Genomic DNA, 14664 nt, shown 5'->3' with positions numbered 1-14664 from the left:
TCCTGGAGGCGCGGTGTGCGCCCGATCCTAGCGACCGGACCCCAGGCGGTCCTGTCCGTGACGGCGCGTGCGCGCCCAGCAATCGGTCCACACGCTGTGGACCAATTGCCGCTTCCTCGGGCCACGCCTCCGCGCCCCACCGCGTCAGCGCACGAACGCCGTCCGGGCGAACCGCTCGTCGGTCGCCTCGAGCACCCGCAGCACGTTGCCGCCGGCCAGCGCACGCAGGTCCGACTCGCCCCAGCCGCGCCGGACGAGCTCCGCCGCGAGCACCGGGTACCGCGACACGTCCCGCAGGTCCGGCGGCAGCACCGGGGTGCCGTCGTAGTCACCGCCGAGGCCCAGGTGCGCGACACCGGCGACGTCACGCGCGTGCTCGACGTGGTCGGCGACGTCCGACACCGTGACCAGGGGTGGCTCGCCGGACATGCCCGACTCCTCCCAGTCCGCCCACGCCCGCGACACGAACTTCGGCACGAAGGTGATCATCACGATGCCGCCGTTGTCGGCCATCCGTGCGAGGACGTCGTCGGGCACGTTCCGCGGGTGGTCGTCGATCGCGACGGTCGACGAGTGGCTGAACACGACGGGCCGGGTCGCAACGTCGAGGGTGTCCCGCATGGTGGCCGGTGCGGTGTGGGACAGGTCGACGAGCATGCCGATCCGCTCCATCTCGGCGACGATCTGCCGCCCGCGGTCGGTCAGGCCGCCGTGCGCACGCGCCCCGGTCGCGGAGTCGGCCCAGGGGGTGTCGTCGTTGTGGGTGAGCGTCATGTAGCGGACGCCGAGCCGCGCGAGGGTCCGGAGGACCGCGAGGTCGTCACCGATCGAGTGCCCGCCCTCGGCGCCGAGCAGCGACGCGATCCGGCCGGAGCCGACGGCGGCACGGACCTCGGCGGCGGTGCGGGCGAGCGCGAGGTCGTCGGGGTAGCGCTCGATGATCCGGTGTGCGAGGTCGACCTGCTGCAGTGTCGTCGTCACGGGGTCCGGGTCGTCTGCGGGCACGAACACCGACCAGAACTGCCCGACGACGCCGCCGGCACGGAGCTTCGGGATGTCGGTGTGCAGCGAGTCGGTCTCGGTGTCGATGCCCTCGACGCCGGAGTCGTGACTGTCACGGCGCTCCCACGGTAGGTCGTTGTGGCCGTCGATGACCGGGAACGGGAGCGCGTCGAACGTCATCCCCCGACGCTACCGCCCGCGCCGTCGTGGCTAGGCTCGAACCGTGCAACCGGTCACCCTCCGCACCGAGCGACTCGTGCTCACGGCCCCCGAGCTCGGCGACGCCGACGATGTGGTGGCCTACGCCAACGACCCGGACGTGATCGCGTACACCCCGGTGCCGGTGCCGTACGGACATGCTGAGGCACGGTACTGGATCACGGACGTCGTCGCGGCCGGCTGGGCGGCGGACAGCCGGTACGAGTTCGGGATCCGGCGCGCGGACGACCTCCGGCTGCTCGGCACGGTCGGCCTGTTCGCCTTCGCCGACGGGGCCGCCGAGATTGGCTACGCCATGCACCCGGATGGTCGCGGCTCCGGCATCCTGACCGAGGCCGCCGAGCGCGTGCTGCACTGGGCCTTCGCCGGAGCGCCCGAGGGACTCGGTCTCCTCCGGGTCCAGTGGCGCGCGATCGCCACGAACACCGCGTCGGCCGCGGTCGCCCAACGGCTCGGTCTGCGGTTCGAAGGACGTACCCGGTCGAGTGTTCTGCACCACGGCAGCCGGCACGACCAGCTGCTCGCCGCCGCGCTGCACGACGACGATCGGTCCGCCCCGACGGTCTGGCCGGCGTCGTGACCGTCTCGTTCCGGGTCGTGACGGACCTGCCGGTTCCGCCGGAGCGCGCCTTCGCGCTGTCGCTCGACATCGGCGCGCACGAGCGCTCGATGGCCGCGACCGACGAACGCGCCGTCGCCGGCACGACGACGGGCACGATCGGCCTGGGCGAGACCGTCACCTGGCGCGCGCGGCACTTCGGGATCGTCTGGCGGATGACGAGCGGGATCACCGCCCTGGAGGCGCCGCACCGGTTCGTCGACGAACAGGTGCGTGGGCCGTTCGCCCGGTTCCACCACGAGCACCGCTTCGAGCCGTCGGCCGGCGGCACGCGCATGGTCGACACCATCACGTTCCGCGCGCCGCTCGGCCCGCTGGGCCGCCTGGCCGAGGTGCTCGCCCTGGCCCGGTACATGCCGCGGCTCATCGCCGACCGCAACGCCTCGCTCGCCGCCGAACTGCGTGCCGAGCAGCGCGCCGGATCCGACGGCGATCAGGGCGCAGCGAGCTCCCCCAGCGCGTCGTAGGCGGCGGCGACGGCGTCGACCCGCACCCGGCCACCGGGGCCGGAGGCGTCGTAGACGTCGTTCGTGATCGCGGCGACGACGGCGAACAGCGCGGCCATCGAGTCGAACGCCGACGGCGAATCGACCGGGCACAGGATCGCGGTGGCCGCGGGGGCGGCGATGACCGCGGCCGTCGGGTCGCCGAGGACGATGACGTCGGCCCCGGAGTCGACGCAGTGCCGGACGATCCGCTCGACCCCGGCGGTGTGCCGACGCACGGTCACCAGGACCACGAGGTCGTGCCGATCGAGGTCGGCGACCTCTTCCCCGAGCCGCTGCCCGGGCGACGGACCGACCCGGACGTCGGACCGCACCTGCGCCAGCTGGGACCGCAGTTGCAGCGCGATCGGGTAGGCGCCGCGCTCACCGAGGACGAGCACGCGGCGGGCGCGGACGATCCGACGGGCCAGCCGCGGGCGGTCCGCTCGGCCGAGCGACGCGAAGGCCGCGTCGAGGTTGCGCGCCTCGACCGCGCGCTGGTCGACGTGGGCGGCGTCCTCGGCGACCCACGGCAGGCCCGAGCCCCGTGCGGACATCAGGTTCTGCCGGACCTCGGCGGCGTCCTGGAACCCCAGCGACCGGACGAGTCGCGAGACGGTGGCCTTCGAGGTGCCTGACTCGGCCGCGAGTTCGGCGGAGGTGCCGACGAGCAGGAGTTCGGGGTCGTGGCGGACCATGGCGGCGACGCGTCGTTCGGCGGGCGAGAGCTGTTCCCAGACGGAGTCGATCCGGGCGCGGACGTCGGGGCCGGCGGTGCTCATGCGCGGGCCACCCGGTCGACGGCGACGGCCAGGGCGTCGAGGCCGAGGGCGATGTCCGGCGTCGACACGAACTCGTCCGGGTGGTGGCTGATGCCGTCGGGGTTCCGGAGGAACAGCATCGCCACGTCGGTCACGAGCCCGAGCGACATCGCGTCGTGGCCGGCTCGTGAGAACAGCTCCATGGGCGCGGTCTCGCCCGTCGACGTGATCCCGGCGCGGACGGCGTCCATCAGCCGGGGCGAGCAGAACACCGCGGGCGCACGGTGCACCTCGGTCGGGGTGACGCTCACCCCGCGTCGTTCTCCGATGAGCGTGAAGGCCTTGGTGAGTTCGTCCCAGACCTCGTCGCGCTCGTCGTCGAACTCGCCGCGCAGGTCGACCGAGAACCGTGCGAGCCCGGGGACGACGTTGACGGCTCCGGGTTCGACGGTCATCGTGCCGACGGTGCCGACCTGGTGCGAGGCCCGGCAGATGCGTTCCACCGCGAGCGCAGCCTCGGCGGCGGCGAGCAGGGCGTCGTGCCGGCGCTCGTAGGGGGTGCCACCGGCGTGCCGGGCCTCTCCCACGGCCTCGACCGAGAACCGGCGGGCACTCGCGATGCTCGTGACGACCCCGAGGGCCTGCCCGGCCTGTTCGAGGTGCGGCCCCTGCTCGATGTGCGCCTCGAGGTAGCCGACCACCGAGGCCGGGTCGACCGCGGCGTCGCCGACGCGCTCCGGGTCGAGGCCGAAGTCGGTGAAGGCCTGCCGGAGCGTGACACCGTCACCGTCGGCCAGGTCCCACCAGGCGTCGTCCCAGACGCCGGCCACCGCGGACGAACCGAGCAGGGCCTTGCCGAAGCGCGTGCCCTCTTCGTCGGAGAACGCGATGACCTCGAGCGCGACGGGCAGCGGACCGTCGGCGGTGAGCCGGGCGGCGGTGCGGATGGCCATGAGCACCCCGACGACGCCGTCGTACCGGCCGGCGTCCACCACGGTGTCCAGGTGCGAGCCGAGCAGCAGCACGGGCGCGTCGGGCGTCGCGCCCGCGGCCCGGCCGTGCAGGTTGCCGGCGGCGTCCTGCCAGGTGGACAGTCCGGCGTCCTGCATCCAGCCCGCAACGAGGGCGTTCGCCCGGGCGTGCTCCGGTGACAGGTAGACGCGGGTGATGCGGCCCGGTTCGGCGCTGAGGGCGGCGAGCTCGTCGCACCAGCGGGCGACGAGTTCGGCGTCGGCGGTGCCCACGGCGGTGGCGTTCAGGACGGGCACGGCGCTCACGCGAGCACCTCGGCCCCGGCGGGAGCGACCGCTGCGGGGTCGTCACGGAAGACGTCGAGTGCGGCATCGACACCGCCGCCGTGCGGGACCGCGTGCCCGGCCCGACGCAGGGTGTGCTCGAGCGCGGCCAGGGTCGTGACCACGGTGTCCTTCCGGGCGTTGTAGCCCATCGTGCCGATGCGCCAGACCCGACCGTGCAGCGGCCCGAACGAGGTGCCGATCTCGATCCCGTGGTCGTCGAGCATCGCGCCGCGCACCTGGTCGCCGACGACGTCGGAGGGGATCTCGACGGCGACGACGTTGTGCATCTTGTGGGCGACGTCACCGAAGACCCGGAGTCCGAGGGCCTGCACCCCGGCGAGCATCGCCCGCCCGGCGGTCTCGTGGCGGGCGACGACGGCGTCGCGGCCTTCCTCGAGCAGGATGCGGGCGCACTCGTGGGCGGCGTAGAGCATCGAAGCGGCCTCGGTGTGGTGGTTCAGGCGGCGGGGGCCCCAGTAGTCGAGGATCATTGCGAGGTCGAGGTAGTTCGACCGGATCGGTTCGTCGGCGACGTCGTCACCGGGTTCGCGGATGCCGGCCTCGACGCTCCGTCGCTCGTCGAGCACGGCCACGGCCCCCGGCGACAGCGTGACGGGTGCGCTGCCGGACGGGCCGCCGAGGCACTTCTGCAGCCCGGCGCTGACGGCGTCGATCCCCCAGGCGTCGACCTCGAGCGGGTTGCCGCCGACCGTCGCGGTGGCGTCGGTGTAGAGCAGGACGCCGTACCGCTCGCAGATCGCACCGAGTTCGTCGAGCGGCTGGTTCATCGTGGTCGAGGTGTCGCCCTGCACGACCGCCAGCACCTTCGGACGGACGCGGGCGATCGCCGACTCGATGGCGGACGGCGTGAAGACCTGGCCCCAGTCGGTCTCGATGGTGTGGACCTCGGCACCCGCACGGCCGGCGATCTCGGCGAGCAGGTGCCCGAACCGGCCGAACACCGGCACGAGCACGCGGTCACCCGGGGCGAGCAGCGACACCAGCACCGCTTCGATCCCCGCGCGCGAGGTGCCGTCCACGAGCAGCGTCGCGTCGTTGCGGGTGCCGAACACGCGGCGGTAGAGCGCCTGCGTCTCGTTCATCGTCGAGGTCATCCACGGGTCGTACTGGCCGACGAGCGGCGTCGACAGCGCACGGAGCACGCGCGGGTCGGCGTCGATCGGACCGGGCCCCATGAGGAGACGGGCGGGTGGGTTCACTGGGAGCATGCTGGTTCCTTCCGTTCCTGATCCGACGATACCGGAACGATCGTTACAGGGGTGTTTCCGCCGCGACCACGGGCCGTCCGGCCAGCTGCCCCTCGACGCCGACCACACCGCCGTCCGCCGTGGCGATGCGACGGCCACGGAGCCAGGTCTCGGTGACGCTGCCGCGCACGCGGAGCCCGTCGAACGCGGACACCGGGTTGCGGTGCTCGAGCCCGGCGACGTCGACGACGGACTCGGCGGACGGGTCGAACACGGCGAAGTGCGCCAGGGCACCGGGAGCGATCACCCCGCGGTCGCGCAGCCCGACCAGGGCGGCCGGACCGGTCGTGAACAGCGGCAGCAGCGCCTCGAGCGGGATCCCGCGACGCTGGGCCTCGGTCCACACCGCCCGGAACCCGACCTGCAGGCCGGCGACCCCGCCCCAGGCCAAGCCCCAGTCGTCGGTCTTCAGGTCGGCGGTGGAGGGCGAGTGGTCCGACACGACGAGGTCGATCGTGCCGTCGAGCACGCCCGCCCACAGCGCGTCGCGGTTGGCGTCGTCGCGGATCGGTGGGCAGCACTTGTAGGCGGTCGCGCCGTCCGGGATCGTGCCCGCCTCGAACGACAGGTAGTGCGGACAGGTCTCGACCGTGATCCGGACGCCGTCGTCCTTCGCGGCACGGAGCATCGGCAGCGCACCCGCGTCGGACAGGTGCAGCACGTGCACCCGCGCACCGGTCGCCCGCGCGCCGTCGATGACCTGCGCGATCGCGGACCGTTCGGCGGCGACGGGCCGGGTGGCCAGGAAGTCGGCGTACCGGCCACCGAGCGCCCGGTGCGGCACGAGGTGCTCCGGGTCTTCGGCGTGCACGATCAGCAGGGCGTCGATCCGGGCGACCTCGGCGATCGCGGCTCGGAGCTGCCCGGGGTCGAGGTGCGGGAACTCGTCGACACCGCTCGGTGCCGTGAAGCACTTGAACCCGAAGACGCCGGCGTCGTGCAGGGCGTCGAGCGAGCCGAGACTCGCGGGGACCGCGCCGCCCCAGAACCCGACGTCGACCGCCACCCGGCCCTCGGCACTCGCACGCTTGACGGCGAGCGCCTCGACCGTGGTCGTCGCGGGGATCGAGTTGAGCGGCATGTCCACGATCGTGGTGACCCCACCCATCGCGGCGGCCCGGGTCGCGGACGCGAAGCCCTCCCACTCGGTGCGGCCGGGCTCGTTGACATGCACGTGGGTGTCGACGAGTCCGGGGAGCAGCACCTGCCCGTCCGGCACGGTGTGGTCCTGCACGGCGTCGACGACCGCGTCGACGGGGAGGACGCCGGTGATGCGGCCGTCGTGGACGACGACCGCGGCCGGGCGGAAGGCGCCGTCGGCCCAGGCTCGCTGCGCGCGGACGACCAGGTCCGCCGTGTCGCCCGCCGCAAGGCCCGTCATGCGCCCGCCCCGGCCGTCGCGACCTGTGCCGGGTAGCGTTCGAAGCCCGCCAGCAGCCCCGACATCGCCTTCACCGGCGGCAGGGCGTACTCGCCGCGCTTGCCCGTGGACAACCCGAGCCGGACGAGCGACTCCGCCAGGACCGTGGCCGCCGCGACACCGTCGACGACCGGTGCCCCGATCGCCAGCGAGACCTCGGCGCAGAAGTCGGCCATGCCCGCGCACCCGAGCACGACGGCGTCGGCTCCACCGTCGATGACCGCTCGGCACTCCTCGATCACGAGCGCACGGGCACCGGACTCGGGGTCGTCGAGCTCGAGCACCGGGACCTCGCACGCCCGGATCTCCGTGACGAGCGGGGCGAAGCCGTAGCGCTGGGCGAGCTCGTGGGCGCGTCCGGTCGTCCGCGCCAGGGTGGTGACGACACCGAACCGGCGGCCGAGCATCGCGGCGGCGTGGAACCCGGCCTCGGCGATCCCGATCACCGGCACCGTCGCGAGCTCCCGCGCGGCGTCGAGCCCCGGGTCCCCGAAGCAGGCCACGACGAAGGCGTCCACCCCGTCCTGCTCGCCGCGGGCGATCTGCTCGAGCAACCCGGGCACGGCCAGGGCCTCTTCGTAGTGGCTCTCGATCGAGGCCGGCCCCATCGTGGGCTCGACCGGTTCGATCAGCGTGCCGGGAGCGGCGACCGCACGGGCGGCGACGCCGATCGCCCGCGTCATCGACGCGGTGGTGTTGGGGTTGACGACGCGGATGCGCATCGGGGTCCTTCCGGTGGAGCGAGTGGAGCCGTGGAACGGGTGACTCCGGGTGGTGACCATCGTGGCGGGGGCGAGGCGGGCCTCCCGGCCGTGTCTCGGATCCGTGGACGACCGAGCGCCGCGACCCGCCCTGTGGAGGACGGGCCGCGTCGCCGGCGGTCAGGCGCGACCGACTGCCGCGCCGTCGTCGACCGTCGGGTCGTCCGCGTCGAGCACGGGCATGCTCGGCCGGGCACGCTCGAGCGCCCAGAAGACGACCAGGCCCAGGCCGCACCCGATGAACCAGCTGTAGCTCGCCAGCCACGGCAGCACGCCGAGCGCCGGGGGCAGGACCGCGCTCGCGACCGAGACCGCGCCGGTGACCACGAGGGTCCAGATGGCGTTCGGGTTGAACCCGCCGCGGTACCAGTACCGGGCGGTGCGGCTCGTGGAGTACATGTCGTCGATCGCGATGCGCTGCTTGCCGACGATGTAGTAGCCCGCGATGAGGATGCCGAACAGCGGGCCGATCAGCGCACCGAGCACCCCGAGCGTGTACAGGATCGCCTGGTCGTTGCCGTACCAGTTCCACGGGGTGAGGAGCACCGAGCCGACCGCGGCGATCATGCCACCGGCCCGCCACGAGATCTTCCGGGGTGCCACGTTCGAGAAGTCGAACGCGGGGCTGATGAAGTTCGCCACGATGTTGATGCCGACGGTCGCGGTGACGAACGTCAGGCCGCCGAGCAGGATCGCGAACGGGGCACCGATGGCCTGCACGGTCTCGATCGGGTCGGTGATGAGCTTGCCGAACACCGGCACCGTCGCACTCGCGCAGAGCACCGTCAGGACCGAGAAGAACAGGAAGTTGATCGGCAGCCCCCAGAAGTTGCCGCGCTTGACCGCACGGAACGACCGGCCGTAGCGCGAGAAGTCCCCGAAGTTCAGCATCGGGCCCGAGAAGTAGCTGACCACCAGGGCGACCGCAGACAGCATCACCGGGACCGACGCCCCGAAGGACAGCGGCTCGCCGACCGACAGGGTGAACGAGATGTTGCCGATGCCCGCCTGGCTGACCAGGTAGACCGCGAGCGCGATCATCACCACGTAGACCGCCGGTCCGGCCCAGTCGATGAACCGCTTGATGGCCTCCATGCCCATCCAGAACAGCGCGCCCTGCGCCACCCAGAGGATCGCGTACGAGATCCACCCCAGGGCCGACAGCCCGAGGAACGAGTGGTCGAGCAGCCCCGCGGACGCCGGGATGAACTTGAGGAAGATGATGTTCAGCGACTGGGCGGCGAGGAAGGTCTGCACGCCGTACCAGGCCATCGCGATGAGGCCGCGGATGATGGCGGGGACGTTCGCGCCGAGCACCCCGAACACCGCGCGGTTGATCACCGGGTACGGGACACCGGTGCGCTGCGACGGCTTGGCGACCAGGTTGGCGAAGACCTGCACGATGAGGATGCCGACCACCAGGGCGATGAGCACCTGCCAGCTCGCGATGCCGAGGGCGAAGAGCGACCCGGCGGTGACGTAGCCGCCGACCGAGTGCACGTCGGACATCCAGAACGCGAAGAAGTTGTAGCTCGTCCAGCGCTGCTCGCGCAGCGGGGCGAGGTCCTCGTTCGTGAGCGCCGGGTCGTACCCGGGCTTGACGACACCGGCACCCGCTGGGGCGGGAGCGGCGGTCGTGGTGGGGGCGTGGGGCGCGGCGACTGGTGTCGCGATGTCGGTAGCCATGGCGTCCTCCGAGGGAGTGGGAAGCGGGGCGGTGCGTGCTTGAGCACGAAGCTACGGAGCGACTTCGCCCCCGCCGTTTCCCTCGTGTAACGGTCGTGTGTCCCGCACCCCGTCCTGGAACGACCGTTCCGGAACGGCCGCCGAGACCGGCGCCGACCGCGCCCGGAGCCGCGCTGCGGCTTGCCGCATCGATGGGCACCGACCCCGCACGGACGCCGCCCCGACCCGAGGGGCGGTGACCGCCGGTGGTACGAATCGACCATGAGCAGGGGAATCAGGATCGACCACGTGGGCGTCACGGTGCCGGACATCGACGCAGCCACGCAGTTCTTCGAGGCGGCGTTCGACGCCGTCGTCCTGTACGACATGCGACGTCGTGACGAGACGCCGAACAGCAGTTCCGAGGCGCACGGCTACCTCGGCATCCCGAGCACCATGGCGCAGGGGCCCATGCGGATGCTCGCGCTGCCGGAGGGGCCGGGGCTCGAGCTGTTCGAGTACCTGGGGCCCGAGCAGCGGAACGCCGCACACCCGTCCGACCTGGGGTGGCAGCACCTGGCGATGTACGCCGACGACCTGGACGAGACGCTCGCCCGGGTCGAGGCGGCCGGCGGTACCCGGAACTCCGACCCGCGCGACCTGCGTGGTGACGAGGCGGGGGCCGGCAACCGGTTCGTGTACACCCGCACGCCGTGGGGGTCGACGCTCGAGCTCGTCAGTTACCCGACGCCGCAGCCGTACCTGGTGTACGCGCCGCGGCCGAAGTGGGCCCCGTGGCCGATGCCGGACGACGTCTACCCGGTGCCGGCACCCGCCGTGCACTGACGACCGACCGACCGAAGAACCAGCCAACCGACCACCACACCGACCGACGGACCGCGCCTCAGTGCCGGGGCACCTGCCCCGTCCGCCGCACGGCCCGTTCGAGCAGTTCGACGTCGATCCCGACGTGCTGCCGGGCGATCACGCCAGCCTCGGGCGCCCGCCCCGAACACACCGCGTCCACCAGCGACTCGTGCTCGTGGAGCGCGCGGGTCTCCATCTCCGCCATGCCCTCGGCCGTGCCCCACAGGTGCGCCGGAGCGGCGATGGAGATCTGCGACTCCAACCCGGCGAGCGCCGTCCGCAGGGCGTCGTTCCGCGCGGCGTCGATGATCGTCCGGTGCAGCACGGCGTCGGCCTGCTGCTTCTCGAGACCCGAGGTGGCGTCGCGGAACACCTCGAGCCGTGCACGGATCAGAGCGGCGTCCTCCGGGGTCACCCGTTCCGCGGCGGCCGTCGCGAGCGCCCCGTGCAGCAGCGCGATGGCGTCGGCGGTGTCCTGGATCGCCTCCCACCTGGCGAGCAGCACCCGCCCGACGGCGTCCGATGAGCTGTCCGGCCACTCGGTGCGGACGAACGTGCCACCGCCCCGGCCTCGACGGGTCTCGAGCAGCCCCCGTTCGACGAGCCGGGCGATCGCGCCCCGCACGGTGACCCGGGCGACGCCGAGCAGGCCGGCGAGTTCGCGTTCCGGCGGCAGGTTCGCGCCGGGCAGGTACTCGCCCACGGCGACGGCGGTCACGAGGCGGTCCTCGACCTCGTCGACGCGCGTCTCGGTCGCACGATCGGACACACGGACCCCCTTCGCGGTGTTACGACCACGTTAAGGCAGCAGAAAAGGTATTGCGTGGGACCTTTTTCCGCTCCATGCTGACCCCCATGTCCAGCATCACCGAATCCACGATGCCGTTCCGCGACGGCGAGACCTGGTACCGGGTCACCACGCCCGACACCCCGGTCGCCGGCGCGCTGCCCCTCGTCGTCCTGCACGGCGGGCCCGGCATGGCCCACGACTACCTCCGGAACCTCGCGGCCCTGGCCGACGAGACCGGCCGGACCGTCGTCCACCACGACCAGTTCGGCTGCGGCCGGAGCAGCCACCGCCCGGACGCACCGGTCGACACCTGGCAGCCGCAGCTGTTCGTCGACGAGTACGCCACCCTCATCGAGCACCTCGGGCTCGGCGACCACCACGTGCTCGGGCAGTCGTGGGGCGGCATGCTCGGCGCCGAGATCGCCGTGCGGCAGCCCGCGGGGCTCCGGTCGCTGGCGATCTGCAACTCCCCCGCGTCGATGCAGCTCTGGGTCGACGGCGCCGCCGAGCTCCGCGCGCAGCTGCCCGCCGACGTGCAGGACGCCCTGACCCGGCACGAGACGGCCGGCACCGTCGACGACCCCGAGTACCTCGCGGCGACGCAGGTCTTCTACGAGCGACACGTCTGCCGCGTGGTCCCGAGCCATCCGGACTTCGTCGACTCCGAGGAACAGATGGAGCGCGAGCCGACGGTCTACCACACGATGAACGGCCCGAACGAGTTCCACGTCATCGGCACGATGCGCGACTGGACCATCGTCGACCGGCTCGACCGCATCGCCGTGCCGACGCTCGTCGTCGCCGGCGAGCACGACGAGGCCACCCCCGCCACGTGGGCCCCGTTCGTCGAGCGGATCGCCGACGTCCGGCAGCACGTCTTCCCCGGCGCGAGCCACTGCTCGCACCTGGAGCAGCCGGCGGAGTTCCGCCGGGTCGTCGCGACCTTCCTGACCGCGCACGACGACGCCTGACCAGGCCACCACCTTCTCGGGAGGCGCGGGACGGGCCCGCCCCGCGCCTCCCGAGAAGGAAGTCCCCACCCACAACGGCCGCACCCGCCTTCCCGACGACACCACCCGCTCCCCTTCCCCAGCACCGCCCCCCCCCCCCCCCCTGCACCCGTCCCTCCACCCGAAACGGAACCCGACATGTCGCAGCAGCACAGTGAGCTCTCCGCACAGCAGCAGCTCGAGGCCTACGGCTACAAGCAGGAGCTCAAGCGCTCCGTCTCCACCACCGACCTGCTCATCTACGGCCTGGTCTTCATGGTCCCGATCGCCCCGTGGGCGATCTTCGGGACCGTCTACAACGCCTCCAGCGGCATGGTGCCGCTGGTGTACCTCGTCGGCCTCGTCGCGATGATCTTCACCGCCCTGGCCTACGCGCAGATGGCGAAGTCGATCCCCCTCGCCGGCAGCGTGTTCTCGTACGTCGGCCGCGGCATCCACCCCACCGCCGGGTTCTTCGCCGGCTGGGCGATCCTGCTCGACTACCTGCTCGTCCCGACGCTGCTCTACGTGTTCGCCGCCGAGAGCATGGTCGGCATCTTCCCGGGCACGCCCCGCTGGCTGTGGGCGCTCGTGTTCGTCGCGATCAACACCGTCATCAACCTGGCCGGGGTGTCCTCGCTCAAGCTCGCGAACCGCATCTTCCTGCTCATCGAGCTCGTCTTCGTCGCGATCTTCGTCGTCATCGCGATCGTCGCGCTGACCGGTGGCACGATCCCCGACGCGTCGTTCGGTACCGAGCAGATCTGGGACCCCGCCAAGGTGTCGGCGCCGCTCATCGCCTCGGCCCTGTCGATCGCGGTGCTGAGCTTCCTGGGCTTCGACGGCATCTCGACGCTGTCGGAGGAGTCCACCGGCCGTCGTGGCGGAGCGGGCACAGCGATGATCCTGGCGCTCGTCATCGTGGCGTTCCTGTTCATCCTGCAGACCTGGCTCGCGTCCGCCCTGGCCGCGGGGCGGGACTCGTTCTCGGACAGCGAGGCCGGCAACGCCTTCTTCACCATCGTCGAGCAGGCCTCCTCGAGCGGCTGGGCGACCGCATTCTTCGCCGTCAACGTGCTCGCCGTCGGCATCGCGAACGCCATGGCCGCACAGGCCGCGACGAGCCGCCTGCTCTTCTCGATGAGCCGCGACCGTCAGCTGCCCGCGTTCCTGCACAAGCTCAACGGGCGCCAGGTGCCGCAGAACGCGATCTTCGTCGTCTCGGTGCTCTCCGCGATCCTGGTGCTGTTCTTCGTCGGGCAGATCGACACGATCTCGTCGCTCGTGAACTTCGGCGCGCTGTTCGGCTTCATGCTCCTGCACGTGTCCGTCTTCGTGCACCACGTCGTCAGGGGGAAGTCGCGCAACTGGCTGCTGCACCTGGTCGTGCCGCTGATCGGGTTCCTGATCATCGGGTACGTCCTGCTCAACGCCGCGGTCGAGGCTAAGGTCGGCGGGATCATCTGGCTGATCGTCGGCGCGGCCGTGTTCCTGTACTACCGACGCACCGGCCGTTCCACCGAGGTCGGCTCCGAAGCAGAACCGACGACGGAGGACGCACGATGACCGCGGACCACTTCCTGCCGAACACCCTCGGCCGCCCCGGGTTCTCGGCAGACCGGGAGCCCGTGCTGCGGGTCCGCCCCGGCACCGGCGAGACCATCGGCTTCGAGACCACCGACGCCGTCTACGCCGAACTCGACCAGCACCACGACATGGCGCAGCTGCAGGCACCGATCAACCCGGTGACCGGCCCGGTGTTCGTCGAGGGGGCGGAACCCGGCGACACCCTCGTGGTGACCATCCACGCCATCGAGCTGACCACGCACGGCTGGTCGGTGTCGCTGCCCGGCTCCGGGGCCCTGCAGCACGTGATGGGCGACCGGGTCTTCGCCCGCCGCTGCCCGATCTCGGACGGCTCGGTGCAGGTGACCGACCGGCACCGGTTCCCCGTCCGGCCGATGATCGGGTGCATCGGGACGGCCCCGGCCGAGGGCGAGAACTCGACGATCATGCCGGCCTACCCGGAGGGCGGCAACATGGACGTCACCGAGGCCCGCCCCGGCTCGACGGTGTCCCTGCCCGTCCGGGTCCCCGGTGCGCTGCTGTCGATCGGCGACATCCACGCACTCATGGCCGAGGGCGAGTCGTCGTTCGTCGCCATCGAGGCCCAGGGCACCGCGATCGTCTCCGTCGACCTGGTGAAGGGCGGTCCGGTGCTCCGCGCGCCCCGCATCGAGACCGCCGACGACTGGCTGTTCGTCGGCCTCGGCGACCCCGTGCAGGAGAGCGTCCGGCGCGGGTACGAGGACGCCTTCGCGTTCCTCGTCGACGAGCACGGCTGGACCGCCGAGGACGCCTACGCGGTGCTCAGCGCGGTCGGCGACTCGAAGCTCGGTGGGCCGACCGGCTCCACCACCCCGGACCCGTTGCACCCCTTCGCCGCCGTCGGCGCGGTCACCCTGCACCGGGTGCCGAAGTCGGTGCTGTGAGGGTTCGCTGACGCGGGTTCCCGGTACG

At 72.2% G+C, this 14664-nt stretch carries 14 protein-coding genes; 6 read left to right on the top strand and 8 right to left on the bottom strand.

Translation table 11 applies throughout. The features are described 5' to 3' along the window. Positions 1-144: 144 nt before the first annotated feature. Entirely contained in the window at positions 145-1182 is a 1038-nt protein-coding gene (locus ABRP24_RS16475; RefSeq protein WP_349849457.1) for a dipeptidase, read from the bottom strand. A gap of 43 nt (positions 1183-1225) precedes the next feature. Between ABRP24_RS16475 and ABRP24_RS16470 the strand changes: the two genes are divergently transcribed. Together ABRP24_RS16470 and ABRP24_RS16465 are read left to right on the top strand one after the other, a co-directional pair. Further along, positions 1226-1801, top strand: a complete 576-nt coding sequence (locus tag ABRP24_RS16470; RefSeq protein WP_301601006.1) for a GNAT family N-acetyltransferase — start codon at positions 1226-1228, stop codon at positions 1799-1801. Then, positions 1798-2307 carry an SRPBCC family protein gene (locus ABRP24_RS16465; RefSeq protein WP_301601005.1) on the top strand — a complete coding sequence of 170 codons (510 nt, stop codon included), beginning with the start codon at positions 1798-1800 and terminating at the stop codon, positions 2305-2307. The genes ABRP24_RS16470 and ABRP24_RS16465 overlap by 4 nt, the downstream gene beginning before the upstream one ends. On the opposite strand, the gene ABRP24_RS16460 is transcribed toward ABRP24_RS16465, so the two are convergent. The 6 genes from ABRP24_RS16460 to ABRP24_RS16435 form a co-directional block, all read right to left on the bottom strand. Then, positions 2274-3107 (bottom strand): MurR/RpiR family transcriptional regulator, encoded by an 834-nt coding sequence (locus tag ABRP24_RS16460; RefSeq protein WP_027466258.1) that lies wholly within the window; start codon positions 3105-3107, stop codon positions 2274-2276. The genes ABRP24_RS16465 and ABRP24_RS16460 overlap by 34 nt on opposite strands. Further along, on the bottom strand, positions 3104-4363 hold the full coding sequence (locus ABRP24_RS16455) for an allantoate amidohydrolase (RefSeq protein WP_301601003.1): 1260 nt from the start codon (positions 4361-4363) through the stop codon (positions 3104-3106). The genes ABRP24_RS16460 and ABRP24_RS16455 overlap by 4 nt, the downstream gene beginning before the upstream one ends. Further along, a complete protein-coding gene (locus ABRP24_RS16450; protein WP_301581113.1) occupies positions 4360-5613 on the bottom strand; it encodes an alanine--glyoxylate aminotransferase family protein in 1254 nt (417 codons plus the stop codon). Before ABRP24_RS16450 ends, ABRP24_RS16455 begins: the two co-directional genes overlap by 4 nt. Positions 5614-5656: 43 nt before the next feature. After that, positions 5657-7033 carry an allantoinase AllB gene (allB, locus tag ABRP24_RS16445; protein WP_349849461.1) on the bottom strand — a complete coding sequence of 459 codons (1377 nt, stop codon included), beginning with the start codon at positions 7031-7033 and terminating at the stop codon, positions 5657-5659. Beyond that, positions 7030-7794, bottom strand: a complete 765-nt coding sequence (locus ABRP24_RS16440) for an aspartate/glutamate racemase family protein (RefSeq protein ID WP_214522231.1) — start codon at positions 7792-7794, stop codon at positions 7030-7032. Before ABRP24_RS16440 ends, allB begins: the two co-directional genes overlap by 4 nt. A 159-nt stretch (positions 7795-7953) precedes the next feature. Beyond that, entirely contained in the window at positions 7954-9519 is a 1566-nt protein-coding gene (locus ABRP24_RS16435) for an NCS1 family nucleobase:cation symporter-1 (RefSeq protein WP_214522230.1), read from the bottom strand. Positions 9520-9780: 261 nt separating this feature from the next. On the opposite strand from ABRP24_RS16435, the gene ABRP24_RS16430 reads away from it, so the two are divergent. Beyond that, positions 9781-10344, top strand: coding sequence for a VOC family protein (locus ABRP24_RS16430; RefSeq protein ID WP_301600998.1), 564 nt, complete (start codon positions 9781-9783; stop codon positions 10342-10344). A 58-nt stretch (positions 10345-10402) separates the two neighbouring features. Here ABRP24_RS16430 and ABRP24_RS16425 read toward each other — a convergent pair whose 3' ends face one another. Continuing rightward, positions 10403-11134, bottom strand: a complete 732-nt coding sequence (locus tag ABRP24_RS16425; protein ID WP_176709163.1) for a FadR/GntR family transcriptional regulator — start codon at positions 11132-11134, stop codon at positions 10403-10405. A gap of 74 nt (positions 11135-11208) precedes the next feature. Between ABRP24_RS16425 and ABRP24_RS16420 the strand changes: the two genes are divergently transcribed. The 3 genes from ABRP24_RS16420 (at position 11209) to ABRP24_RS16410 (ending at position 14636) form a co-directional block, all read left to right on the top strand. Next, positions 11209-12126, top strand: a complete 918-nt coding sequence (locus ABRP24_RS16420) for a proline iminopeptidase-family hydrolase (protein ID WP_214522229.1) — start codon at positions 11209-11211, stop codon at positions 12124-12126. A gap of 177 nt (positions 12127-12303) precedes the next feature. Further along, positions 12304-13710, top strand: a complete 1407-nt coding sequence (locus tag ABRP24_RS16415) for an APC family permease (protein WP_349849465.1) — start codon at positions 12304-12306, stop codon at positions 13708-13710. Further along, positions 13707-14636, top strand: a complete 930-nt coding sequence (locus ABRP24_RS16410; RefSeq protein ID WP_349849467.1) for an acetamidase/formamidase family protein — start codon at positions 13707-13709, stop codon at positions 14634-14636. Before ABRP24_RS16415 ends, ABRP24_RS16410 begins: the two co-directional genes overlap by 4 nt. Positions 14637-14664: the final 28 nt, after the last annotated feature.

Origin of the sequence: Curtobacterium sp. WHRI 8282, assembly GCF_040223925.2 — a bacterium.
GTDB lineage: Bacteria > Actinomycetota > Actinomycetes > Actinomycetales > Microbacteriaceae > Curtobacterium > Curtobacterium flaccumfaciens.
This window is presented reverse-complemented; position numbering and strand designations above follow the sequence as displayed.